At 38.6% G+C, this 12,933-nt stretch carries 10 protein-coding genes; 6 read left to right on the forward strand and 4 right to left on the reverse strand.

What is annotated here, in order from left to right; all coding sequences use genetic code 11:
* The first annotated feature begins 22 nt into the window (after window positions 1-22).
* Both GM418_RS01210 and trhA read left to right on the forward strand, forming a co-directional pair.
* Window positions 23-544 (forward strand): VOC family protein, encoded by a 522-nt coding sequence (locus tag GM418_RS01210; RefSeq protein ID WP_217447679.1) that lies wholly within the window; start codon window positions 23-25, stop codon window positions 542-544.
* A gap of 159 nt (window positions 545-703) precedes the next feature.
* Window positions 704-1,363, forward strand: coding sequence for a PAQR family membrane homeostasis protein TrhA (trhA, locus tag GM418_RS01215; RefSeq protein WP_158862370.1), 660 nt, complete (start codon window positions 704-706; stop codon window positions 1,361-1,363).
* 69 nt (window positions 1,364-1,432) lie between these two features.
* Here trhA and rhaB read toward each other — a convergent pair whose 3' ends face one another.
* Entirely contained in the window at window positions 1,433-2,902 is a 1,470-nt protein-coding gene (gene rhaB / locus GM418_RS01220; RefSeq protein ID WP_158862372.1) for a rhamnulokinase, read from the reverse strand.
* A gap of 196 nt (window positions 2,903-3,098) precedes the next feature.
* On the opposite strand from rhaB, the gene GM418_RS01225 reads away from it, so the two are divergent.
* The gene (locus GM418_RS01225) at window positions 3,099-4,094 is read left to right on the forward strand and encodes a DUF4412 domain-containing protein (RefSeq protein ID WP_158862374.1); all 996 of its coding nucleotides are present in this window, start codon (window positions 3,099-3,101) and stop codon (window positions 4,092-4,094) included.
* Between the two features lie 84 nt (window positions 4,095-4,178).
* On the opposite strand, the gene katG is transcribed toward GM418_RS01225, so the two are convergent.
* Entirely contained in the window at window positions 4,179-6,407 is a 2,229-nt protein-coding gene (gene katG, locus GM418_RS01230) for a catalase/peroxidase HPI (protein WP_281350244.1), read from the reverse strand.
* Between the two features lie 564 nt (window positions 6,408-6,971).
* Here katG and GM418_RS01235 point away from each other — a divergent pair.
* Window positions 6,972-7,469, forward strand: coding sequence for a bacterioferritin (locus GM418_RS01235; protein WP_158862376.1), 498 nt, complete (start codon window positions 6,972-6,974; stop codon window positions 7,467-7,469).
* A gap of 85 nt (window positions 7,470-7,554) precedes the next feature.
* Here the strand turns inward: GM418_RS01235 and GM418_RS01240 are convergent, their stop codons facing one another.
* Window positions 7,555-8,322: a hypothetical protein gene (locus GM418_RS01240; protein WP_158862378.1), complete on the reverse strand. Its 768-nt coding sequence runs from the start codon at window positions 8,320-8,322 to the stop codon at window positions 7,555-7,557.
* Between the two features lie 389 nt (window positions 8,323-8,711).
* On the opposite strand from GM418_RS01240, the gene GM418_RS01245 reads away from it, so the two are divergent.
* Both GM418_RS01245 and GM418_RS01250 read left to right on the forward strand, forming a co-directional pair.
* Window positions 8,712-9,731 (forward strand): aldo/keto reductase, encoded by a 1,020-nt coding sequence (locus GM418_RS01245; protein ID WP_158862379.1) that lies wholly within the window; start codon window positions 8,712-8,714, stop codon window positions 9,729-9,731.
* A gap of 120 nt (window positions 9,732-9,851) precedes the next feature.
* Window positions 9,852-11,612 (forward strand): arylsulfatase, encoded by a 1,761-nt coding sequence (locus GM418_RS01250; RefSeq protein WP_158862382.1) that lies wholly within the window; start codon window positions 9,852-9,854, stop codon window positions 11,610-11,612.
* 30 nt (window positions 11,613-11,642) lie between these two features.
* Here GM418_RS01250 and GM418_RS01255 read toward each other — a convergent pair whose 3' ends face one another.
* Window positions 11,643-12,848 (reverse strand): Sb-PDE family phosphodiesterase, encoded by a 1,206-nt coding sequence (locus tag GM418_RS01255; protein WP_158862384.1) that lies wholly within the window; start codon window positions 12,846-12,848, stop codon window positions 11,643-11,645.
* Window positions 12,849-12,933 lie beyond the last annotated feature (85 nt).

Below are 12,933 nucleotides of genomic sequence, written 5' to 3' on the forward strand. Positions count from 1 at the left end.
TAAATCAATTAAATTTAACAATATGAAAAACATTTTCACATTTTTGCTTTTTGCTATTTGGGGCTTACAGCTTTCTGCACAAATGGCACCAACTGATAACAAATTTTCAAACCCAACCATAAGCATCGGGGTGGTAGTAGAAGATCTGGAAAAATCGATTGACTTTTATACCAATATTATTGGGATGACAAAAACAGGCGAATTTTCTGTGACAAAAGAAAAATGTACCGAGCTGGGATTAACAGACAGCTACCAACTGGATGTAACGATTTTGAAGCTGGAAAACAGTGAGCGTTCGAACGAGTGGAAGCTGATGAGTTTGGGAACAAAAGCGAAACACCCGAAACAGAAATACATGAGTGACGATACCGGAATGCAGTACATCACTGTTTTTGTGAAACATTTGCTTCCCGTAATGAAAAGGGTTCAGGAAAACGGGATAAAGATTTTAAGCGGAAAACCATCGACACTTGATAATGGAAACAAATTTATTCTAATACAAGACCCTGATGGGACATTTATTGAAATTATTGGACCGGAATAAACAACATTCTAAATAACATTTTCTTAAAACATCTTCATTATTGATTTTCAAATCGTTGAAGATGTTTTTTATTTGAAATCGGTTTTAGCCGAATCCCAAACATTTATTTTTGCTAATTTCGAATAAAATTTCATTTTGTTCGAAACGCGTAGAAAAAATATGAGAAAGCAAAAAAGAACACAAGCAGAATACAGAACACTTTCGTTGGGAGAAGAAATCTTTAACAGCATTACACACGGAGTTGGAACCCTGCTGAGTATTGCTGCTCTGGTTATTTTGGTCGTTTTTGCAGCTATCAGGGGAAATACCTGGCATGTGGTGAGTTTCTCCATTTTTGGAAGTACATTGATTTTACTTTATCTGTCGTCAACACTTTACCACAGTTTTACAAAAGAAAAAATTAAAAATCTTTTTGCCCGATTTGATCACGCCGCTATTTTTCTTCTTATCGCGGGAACATATACCCCCTTTGTACTAACCACCATCCGCGGGCCACTGGGATGGACATTATTTGGCATTATATGGGGCCTGGCAATTGCTGGTGTGGTTATCCGTTCAATTTATCTTACACGTTTTCGCAAATTAATGGTAGGCATATACCTTTCTATGGGATGGATGTTTCTTATTGCCATCGTACCAATTGTAAAAAATCTACCGGGAAGCAGCATCGCTTTTCTTTTTATCGGCGGCGGCTGTTATTCGCTTGGTGTATTATTTTATACGTGGCGTAATTTAAAATACGGCCACGGAATATGGCATCTGTTTGTTTTGGCCGGAAGTATTATGCATTTCTTTTCAGTTCTCTACAGTTTAAACTAGAAATCAAATTCCGTTTTCTTAACAAAGGGGACACTTCTTCCCCATTTCACTATAATTTTCCGGGTTACATCAATTTAACTTTTCGAAATGAAGATAAGCTGCTTCCCAATCCAGTTTCGGTGATGGCGTATATTCTCCAACCTCAAACGAGTCGAAAATAATCTGCCGTATTTCTTCAAGAGAGCTAACAGCTCCGACAGCTTTTGCCTGTAACATTATATTCCCAATGGCTGTTGCTTCAGTTGGGCCTGCAAACACAGGAATTCCCAATGCATCGGCAGTAAGTTGGTTCAACATTTTGTTATTTGCTCCGCCTCCTATAATATGAAGTTTTTCAATTTTTTTCCCGGTTACCGATTCTATTTGTTTTATGGTAAACTTATATTTTAACACCAAACTATCGTATATACAACGGGCAATCTCGCCCCTGGTTTGAGGAATGTACTGGTTTGTTTTGGTGCAATATTCCTGTATCGCTTTGGGCATATTTCCCGGGTTCAAAAATAAAGGATCATCCGGATTGATATAACATTTAAAACTTTCAGCTTTGTTGCTCATGTCTACAATTTCCTGCCATTCCAGTTCTTTTTCTTCATCCCATATTCGCTTACACTCCTGGATAAGCCACATGCCCATAATATTTTTCAAAAAACGCGTGGTTCCCTCCACTCCACCTTCATTTGTAAAGTTCATTGTCAGCGTTTTTTCCGAAACCAGTGGCTCTTTGCTTTCAATTCCCAGCAACGACCAGGTACCTGAACTTAGATAAGCCCAGTTTCCTCCTTTTGCCGGCACCGAAACTACCGCCGACGCAGTATCGTGCGAAGCGACAGCAACACAGGGAATAGCATTACAACCTGTTTCTTCCTGAATTTCAGGAAGGACTTTTCCCAACACCGTACCCGGCTGAATAACTTCCTCCACTATATTACCCGGGATTCCAGCTGCCTCAAAAAGTTTGGATTCCCATTCTGCCTTACCCGGTTTTAATAATTGCGAAGTACTTGCAATTGTGTATTCTGTTTTTTTCTCACCAGTGAACAGGTAATTCAAAAAATCAGGAGAAAACAGCAAACTTTCTGCGACTTTTAAACCTGAATATTCTGTCTGAACAGATGAAAACAATTGGAATAGAGTATTAAACTGCATAAACTGAATTCCCGAAAGCAAATAGGTTTCTTTTTTAGACAGCACTTCAAAAAACTCCTCCATTGAATTGTCAGTTCTGTGATCGCGGTAAGCAAACGGAAGCCCAACCACCTGGCCTTCTTTGTTTAGTAGTGCGTAATCAACTCCCCATGTGTCTGTTCCGATTGATTCGGGTTGCACATTTTGTTCGTTTACGCATTTTTTCAATCCTGTCTTTAATTCTTCAAACAAACTAAAAATATTCCAGTAATACGTTCCGTGTATATGTAACATTTGATTTTTAAAACGATGTACTTCTACCAAATCCAATTTTTTATTTTCAAGAATTCCAAGGATTGCACGTCCGCTCGATGCACCAAGATCAAAAGCCAGAAAGTGTTGTTTGCTCATTTTACCGGTTTGTTTTTATTTGTTTTCCAAAATAATGATTTTTCACAAAAATGTGTGTCCTGTTCCTACCTGAAATAGCGTTTTAACTGTCACTTCCTATTTCAAATTAAATTTTAATAATTTAAATTTGTAATAATTAAAAATAAGCCGTATACTAAGACAAAACTGTATTTAATCCCAAAAAATTTAACAAATTATGAAAACGCTATGTAAGGTAATTCTGCTCTTTTTCTTTTCTGTTTTGGTTTTTCAGCCAGTTCACGGGCAAAATATTTTAAAAAGACTTAAACAAAAAGCCCAGGAAAAAATTGAAGAAAAAGTTGAGGAGCGGGCCGAAGAAAAGATGGATGAAAAAATTGACGAAAGCCTGGATAAGATTGAAGAGTCAATGGAGAAAAATGATAGTGAGACAGCTGGTTCTGAGGAATCTTCAGCTGACCGTAACGCGAAAATGCAGAATCGAATGCAAGGGATGCTGAAGGGAATGGGAATGTCGGGAGAACCTGTTCCTGTAGCTGACAATTACGAGTTTGATTACAAAATTCAAATGCACATAGAGTCATATGATAAGAAAGGCAAACAGGAAAGTACCGGTGAATTTATCACTCATCTAAACCCGAAAACCAAAAGTATGGCCTATGAATTTGTTTCCGGTGATATGGCAAAAGATGGACAGGGCATGTTTATCATCGACGCAGAAAACGATGCCATGATAATTTTAAATGATGAAAAAGGAGAAAAAACCGGTATTGTATATGGTATGGGCTCATTCTTTCAGACCATTGGAGAAACCTATGTTGACGAAGAACTGGAAGATACTCCGGATAATTATCTCGCAAATCCAAATGTAAAAAAAACCGGAAAAACAAAAAATATTGCCGGATATAAGTGCGAAGAGTATGTTTATACAGATGAAGAAAATAAAACAAAATCAAACATCTGGATTACCAAAGATTTAAAGATGAACACACAAGACTTTTTCAGCACGCTTTTTAAAACGAACCTGTACTCACACGGAATGGGTTGGGGGTATATGATGGAGGCTACTACAGAAAACCTGGAAAACGATGAAAAAACCACCATGCAGGTCACCGAAGTTGACAATAATTCAAATGTATCTTTTTCATTAGGAAATTATCAAATTACCAATCTCGGGTCGTTTACCATGCCTGTAACCGAAGAAGAAAAATAAATTTACTCCAACAATAATTAAAAAAGGCAGTTCAAATGAATGAACTGCCTTTTTTACTATTTTCTTGTTTTGTCCTTAACAGCTTTATTTAAGGTCAAAACGATCAAGATTCATTACTTTATCCCAGGCTGAAACAAAATCATTTACAAATTTTTCACCAGCATCTGCACAGCCGTAAACCTCAGCAAGTGCACGAAGTTCAGAATTTGAACCAAAAATAAGATCAACACGTGTTCCCGTCCACTTTTTCTCACCGGTGTTTCGGTCGCTGCCTTCAAATATGTCTGCATCTTTTGCAACGGGTTTCCAGCTTGTTCCCATATCCAATAGATTGACAAAAAAATCATTGCTGAGTGTTTCCGGTTTATTTGTGAAAACACCGTACTGTGACTTATCAAAATTGGTATTTAAAACCCGCATACCTCCCAGTAAGACTGTCATCTCAGGTGGAGTCAATGTTAACAATTGAGCCTTGTCAATCAACATCCGTTCTGCAGGCAGGGTATATTTCGCTTTTAAATAATTCCTGAACCCGTCAGCCAGGGGTTCAAGAACGGCAAAAGCATCTACATCAGTTTGTTCAGGCGACGCATCACTCCTCCCCGGAGAAAAGGGCACCGTAACATCATACCCTGCACTTTTTGCGCCTTTTTCAACGCCTGCACATCCTGCCAAAACAATAAGATCGGCCAGTGAGACTTTTTTGTCTCCGGATTGAGCATCATTAAATTCTTTTTGAACTCCTTCAAGCTCTCCCAACACTTTTCCTAACTGCGAAGGATTATTGACCTCCCAAAATTTCTGAGGCGCCAAACGAATACGAGCTCCATTTGCTCCACCTCGCTTGTCGGAACCACGGAAAGTTGATGCTGAAGCCCAGGCTGTAGATACCAATTCCGAAACGGACAAATCCAAAGTTTTTATTTTATCTTTCAATTCAATAATATCCTGTTCATTGATTAGTTCGTGTGTAACCGCAGGAATCGGATCTTGCCAGATCAAATCTTCTTCCGGTACCTCCGGGCCAAGATAACGTACTTTGGGCCCCATATCGCGGTGGGTTAATTTAAACCAGGCACGCGCGAAAGCATCAGCGAATTCATCAGGATTTTCATAAAACCGACGTGAAATTTTTTCGTATTCCGGATCAAAACGTAATGATAAATCAGTCGTTAACATGGTAGGGCGATGGCTCTTTGAAGGATCATGGGCATCGGGAATAACGTTGTCGGCACCTTTAGCGACCCACTGATGTGCGCCGGCCGGACTTTTTTCAAGCTCCCATTCATAAGCAAACAAATTTTCAAAAAAGTAATTGCTCCATTTTGTGGGTGTATTTGTCCAGGTTACTTCCAAACCGCTGGTAATCGTATCGCCGCCTTTCCCTGTTCCAAAACTGCTTTTCCAACCCAGTCCCTGTTCTTCAATAGGAGCAGCCTCCGGTTCCGGACCAACAAGTGCAGCATCGCCGGCACCATGTGTTTTTCCAAATGTATGACCTCCTGCTATGAGGGCCACTGTCTCTTCATCGTTCATCGCCATTCGGGCAAAAGTTTCACGAATATCCTTTGCAGCAGCAATAGGATCCGGATTTCCGTTGGGGCCTTCCGGATTCACATAAATTAATCCCATTTGAACTGCTGCCAGCGGGTCTTCCAAATCTCTGTCACCACTGTAACGCTCGTCATCCAGCCATGTAGTCTCAGCCCCCCAATACACATCCAATTCAGGTTCCCACACATCTTCGCGCCCCCCGGCAAAACCAAAAGTTTTAAATCCCATTGATTCCAATGCTACGTTTCCTGCGAGTATCATTAAATCTGCCCAGGATATTTTCTTTCCATATTTTTGTTTAATCGGCCAAATAAGCCTGCGTGCTTTGTCTAAACTAACGTTATCCGGCCAACTGTTCAGCGGGGCAAAACGCTGCTGACCAGCACCACCCCCTCCGCGGCCGTCACCTGTTCTGTACGTTCCGGCGCTATGCCATGCCATACGAATAAACAGTGGTCCGTAGTGACCAAAATCGGCTGGCCACCAATCTTTTGAATCTGTCATTAAATCCAGAAGATCTTTTTTTACAGTTGCCAAATCGAGAGTTTTAAATTCTTCAGCATAATTAAAACTTTCGCCCATCGGGTCAGAAAGAGAGGAATTCTGCCTAAGTATATTTAGATTTAATTGCTTAGGCCACCAGTCGCGGTTTGATGTTCCGCCACCAGCGCCGTGCTTTGCAGACGCACCGGTAACCGGACATTTACTTTCGTCATTCATGTCGTAAACTGATTTGTGAGGATTTGAGTTATTTTCCATACTTTATAGTTTTTGAGTGTTTTTCTTTTTCAAACAAATTTAAAATTAACAATATTTATAAATATTATACACCTATAATTATTTGTTATATAAATACAGCTGCTATCCTTTTAAGATACAAAATAATGACACCTATAACAAGACACAATAACAGCAAAAGATAAAATAGTTACGTAATGTTTTCAGCCAGAATATCCTTTCGCATAAATTCCTTACAAAAAAGGGTTGTATTCAAACAAAGAATCGTGTTAATTAAAAGTGTTAAAAAGATTTTTCATTGCGTGCAAAAATTAACACCGGACAAATCTGAATATTAAAAAAATCGTTCTTATGTTTATCTTTTTGAGACTTGATAACAAGTAACATAATAAATCCCACATTTCCAATTTGAATGCTAAAAATAAAAATAAGTGAAATTGAGGTTAATTATTCTCTTCTCTCTTGGCTCACTTTTATATTTTTTACAATTTTGTATGCAGTAGCTTTAATAGCAATTGCTGTTTGTGTTTGTCCTTGAACAAAAAACTACTCAAAAAAAATTACCAAATAATAAAAACAAAAATCATGAAAGAAAAAAGTATTGAATTATTGAACAAAGCTGTTGCCGATGAACTTTCAGCGGTTCACCAATACATGTATTTTCATTTCCATTGTGATGATCAGGGATATGATTTACTTGCAGGCTTGTTCAAGAAAACAGCCATTGAAGAAATGATGCATATTGAAGAGCTTGCTGAAAGAATTTTATTTCTGAAAGGCGAAGTTGAAATGGCTGCTTCTGAAGACGTAAAAAAAATTCACGATGTTAAAGAAATGTTGAAAGTGGCTGTAGAGATGGAAGAAGCAAGTGCACGTGATTACAACCTATGGGCCAACGAGTGCTCTGCAAACGCTGATGCTATGTCGAAAAAACTATTTGAATCGTTGGTGGAAGATGAGGAACGCCATGGCGACCAGTATGATGTTGAACTGGAAAATCTTGCTAAGTTTGGCGACAATTATCTGGCTTTACAATCCATTGAAAGAAGTAAAAATATGGCAGGGGGCCATCCTGCCGACTAATTTTTCAAGGTATTGAAATCACCGGGGAAGAATAGCCCCCGGTGATTTTTCAGCTAGGCCTGCCTAGCAAAAAAGCGACAAACATCTAATTTTCAGGTATATACATCAAATCGAAGTCTATTTGACCAAGATGTGTTTCTATTTTTTGAACAATAGGTAAAACTTCCTGCCAAAGTTTCTTTCCTTCTTCCCCAAATTCAGCCCATTGTTCTTCGTTTAGTTTATAATGTTCTGAGGGACTATTACCGGTTTCGTCAATAAAATATACTACATTCATATCAGCCCCGAAAACAGGATAAAATGTGTAAAAGGCCGAGGTTATTCCATGCTCCCTGCGTAAGTCAACATATGTCTTTGTCAATTCCTGAAACTTATCCCACATTCCCGGTTTTATATAAAATTTCTCAAAAAACCGAAATTTCGATCCCATCGGAGTACTTGTCATCTGCTCACCGGCAACAGAAAGCTCCGGTTGTGACTCCAAAATCATTCGCCCTACCTTTGAATAGGAAACATCAAACAGTTTTTGAATTTCTTTTGTACGCTCCGGATTTTCTTCATACAATTTTATCATCATTTTTTGCATTTCATCCAAATCTCCGAATTCGGTAAATGGTACCGAATACCATAAATACCCGTCGTTTGTATATTGCGTAGCATTCATGTAAGGGTGATTGTTTTCTTTGTAAAAAGTATTCTCTGCAGCAATAGCCTTTTGGGCGTTTTCAAGTTGTAACGGCGTCAACTGAACTTCCCAAACCATGTACTTTGTTTTTGCGTTCTCCTGTGCATTCATATGCGATGCGCAAACCATAATTATGAGGGCTAAAATTACAGTGTGAATTTTTTTCATCTCTTTTTGTTTTAAAATGAAAAATAATAATACTAAGCCATGCCCGAGACACAACCCTTACTACAAATTACTAATAATAAATGAATTACAAAAGAAAACAGAGCACAAAAACACCAACAAGTCTTTTATTAAAAAAATAAAGCCTCGTTAAAAAAGCGAAAACAGATTAAAAAAAAAATAAAAAATAAACCGAATATTCAGCCATCTTTTTCTTGAACTATAAATAAAAACAAATGTTATTTTTATGAAGTAAAAAGCAACATTGAACAAATTAAACTCTCTTCCAAAGAGAAAAATAATTTATATCAAAAGTTAAAAGTAACTTATACAGAACAAAGAAGAAGACATATAAAACTTACAACCAACAAATATTAAAATTCAAAAAAATTATGAAATACAATTTCTTAGGAAACACAGGCCTGGAAGTTTCGGAACTATGTATGGGGACAATGACATTTGGTGGGCGTGGAATGTGGACAGCTATCGGCACCCTGCCACAGGAACAGGTAAATGCTTTGATGAAACAAGCTGTTGACGGCGGAATAAACTTCATTGATACAGCTAATGTATACAGCGAAGGATTAAGTGAGCAAATGACCGGTCAGGCGATCCGGGTTCTCGGATTAAAACGCGATGATTTGGTTATTGCAACAAAAGTGCGCGGAAAAATGGGTGATGGTCCAAACAATTCAGGATTAACAAAAAAACACATTCTCCAACAGGCTGATGAGAGTTTGAGCCGTTTGAATATGGACTATATCGATTTATACCAGATTCATGGTTTTGATTCCGCTACGCCTTTGGAAGAAACTCTGGAGGCCCTTGATTTATTGATGAAAAGCGGAAAAGTACGATACATTGGGTGCAGCAATTTAGCTGCATGGCAGATAATGAAGGCATTGGGAATTTCAGCCCAAAATCACTTGAGTAAATTTGTTTCGCTACAGGCGTATTATACCATTGCAAGTCGTGATCTGGAGCGTGAGATTGTTCCTCTCCTCCTCGACCAAAAAATTGGTTTAATGGTGTGGAGCCCTTTAGCAGGTGGTTTATTGAGCGGAAAATACGATCGAAATTCTGAGTCGAAGGAAGGTGGGCGCAGAGTTAACTTTGATTTTCCTCCCGTTAATAAAGACAAAGCAATTGATATTATTGATGTTATGCAAGAAGTCGCAAAGGAGAAAAAGGTTACTGTGGCTCAAATCGCATTGGCATGGTTGCTTCATCAACCGGCCGTTACAACGGTTATAATTGGAGCAAATAAACCGACACAACTCAGCGAAAACCTTGATTCCGTAAATATCAGACTTACAAAAGATGAATTAAAACAGTTGGATGACGTGAGTAAATTAACTCCGGAGTATCCGGGATGGATGATTGAACGTCAGGGAGCTGACAGAAAGAGATAGTAACTGAGCAGGAAAAAAACAGGAAGGGTTAAATCTTCCTGTTTTTTTATACTCCGTCTTTTCTTTTTCTGGGTTTTATCAGGCAAAATACATAATTTTAGACGACCTAAAACCAATATTATGAACCGCATAATTCTTCTTTTTATACTCGCAACTTTCATTACATCTTCCTGCAAAAAAAATACAGAACAAAAACTTCCCAATATAATTGTCATCCTCTCAGATGACCAGGGTTGGGGTGACTTAAGTTACACCGGTAACACAAATATCAGTACACCAAACATTGACAAAATTGCCGAAACCGGTGTTTTTTTCGACCGCTTTTATGTTTGCCCGGTGTGTTCTCCTACCCGCGCTGAGTTTTTGACCGGACGCTACCACGTACGCGGAGGCGTGTATTCAACATCAGCAGGTGGCGAGCGACTTGATTTGGACGAAACAACCATTGCCGATGTGTTCAGGAATGCAGGTTACAAAACCGCTGCCTATGGCAAATGGCACAATGGTATGCAGGCTCCGTATCATCCCAATGCCCGGGGATTTGAAGATTTTTACGGATTTTGTTCTGGCCACTGGGGAAATTATTATAGCCCGATGCTGGAACACAACGGAGAAATTGTAAAAGGCGATGGTTTTATCATTGACGATTTAACGAATCATGGCCTCCAATTTATAGAGCAAAACAAAAACACCCCGTTCTTTCTTTACCTGCCTTTTAATACCCCGCACGCTCCTATGCAGGTTCCTGATCGCTGGTGGCAAAAATTCAAAAACAAAGAACCGGGAATGAAACACCATGATCCGGATAAAGAAGAAATAATGTTTACAAATTCGGCACTCGCTATGTGCGAAAATATTGACTGGAACGTTGGGCGAATTACACAGAAACTAGATGAATTAGATCTTTCAGAAAACACAATCGTTATTTATTTTTCTGACAACGGCCCAAACAGTTGGCGCTGGAACAACGGCATGAAAGGAAGGAAAGGATCGACTGATGAAGGAGGTGTCCGTTCTCCCTTCTTTATAAAATGGCCGGGCAAAATTCAAGGCGGAAAAAAAATAACAACTATTGCTTCAGCGGTCGATCTTTTGCCAACTTTAACAGATCTTGCAGGTATTAAATATCAAACAAAAAAACCACTTGACGGCTTGAGTTTAAAACGTCTTTTAACCGAAGAGAACCCGGAGTGGAATGACCGGTTTATTTTTAACCACTGGGGAAAAAGAACAAGTGTACGTAATCAGAAATACAGGTTGGATAACGACGGTAAATTGTTTGATATGGAAAACGACTCGGGTCAAGAAACCGACATATCTGACAACCAGTTAAAAATAACCCAACAGATGATTTCGGCTAAAGAAAAATGGGAAAATGAAGTACTCACAGAACTACCCGAAAAGGATTATCGTGCATTTACTATTGCCCATCCTGATTTTATATGGACACAAATTCCGGCTCGTGATGGCACGGCGCATGGAAATATTCAACGCTCAAACCGTTATCCCAATTGTACATTTTTCACCAACTGGATGAGTACCACGGACAGCATTACCTGGGACGCAGAGGTACTCGCCGATGGTAAGTTCGATGTAACAATTTACTATACCTGCCCTGCCTCAGATGTGGGTTCAACCTTCCAGTTAAATTTTGGTAATGAAAAATTGATTTCAAAAATAGAAGAAGCACATGATCCTCCTTTAACCGGAATGGAACACGATCTGATCCCGAGGTGGGAATCATATGTAAAAGAATTCAAACCATTGAATATAGGAACAATTGAATTAAAAAAAGGAAAAGGAACATTGACACTGAAAGCACTTGAAATGCCAGGATCTCAGGTTATGGACTTCCGGCTTTTGATGTTGAGAAAGATTTGACAAAATACATTTTATTTACATTCTTTATTTTTAGAATCCTTCAACACTAATATTGGTTTTTAAAGGTTGGCCGGGTGCAACCAGAGCATTCAAAATGGTTAACCCAATATCAATCTTTTCATGTTTATCCAGCAAAGTCTTAATTTTTAAAACGGTTTCACTATTGGCTGCCAGCACTACTGAATTTTTTGGTTGAAACAAAAGGTCATATTTCAAATCTATTTCTCCGATTACGAACGGTATGCTTGTATTATTTACTATCGTAACAACAACTAATTCGGCATCGGCAGCTTTTCCTTTTTCACTTTTTATTTCAATTCCGGCTCTAAATATTTTAGTCAGAATTTCTTTTGATCCCGCCAAATGGTTATCCCAATAAGCAGCTGTCTGTTTATCAAAAAGCGCTTGTTTTATGGCGTCGTCACTTTTATTGTCGGCCAAAACAAGTGTGGCACAGCGGGCAGTCGTGCCCATTGTTCTGAGTGTTCCCCAATGTGCATCAGAATTGGCAAAAACAGTAAGTCCTTTTTCAATGGCAATTCGGTGTGCCTCAACAAAATATTTTCCACTGTTTACGATTTCAATACCATTTATTAATCCTTTTTCCAGCAAATCTTCATGAATATCGGTAAATAAATCAACGCCGTATTTATTGTAGTCCCAATATTTATAACCGGGATGGTTATAAAAAATAAACGCCCCTTGTTTTTTGGCTTCATAAAATGCTTTGTATATCAGCCCGGTCAATTCTCCTTGTTTCATAATAAATTTCTTCTTTGTTTCAGACATGTACTCCGCAGGAATAGCGTTGGCATCCTTTAAAAAGACGGCATTACAATGAAAAGGACTAACCCGCGGAGAAATTTCGGCTCCCAATACAACAATTAACGAATCTTTGGGAGAGGAATATCCGGCCTGTTGTGCATATGCTTTCGCCATTTCATAAGGCTTATTGTAGTCGTTATGCAGTTCATCGGGGTACAATTCAAAATCGATGTGTTCCGTTAGAGCGATAAGGTTCATGCCGTCATTAATCGCCTCAAAAGCACGATAGTCAGGCATCACATGCCCATCGGAATAAGCGGTGTGCATATGAAAATCGCCTTTTAACAAAAGCTTATCTCCAATTTTATCGGGTAAAATAAGCTGATTGTGATGAAGTGCCTCTACCTGCGAGTATCCATCCATTACAGAACACCAGGCAAGAAGCAGTAATAGTATTTTAAATGCTTTCATAATTTTAAACATTAAATATTGGGTTACAAAAAGAGTATTATTGGAACATTTGCCGGTCCAACTTTTGGAAAACTGTATTTAAAAG

This window comes from Maribellus comscasis, from assembly GCF_009762775.1.
In the GTDB taxonomy this organism is placed as follows: domain Bacteria; phylum Bacteroidota; class Bacteroidia; order Bacteroidales; family Prolixibacteraceae; genus Draconibacterium; species Draconibacterium comscasis.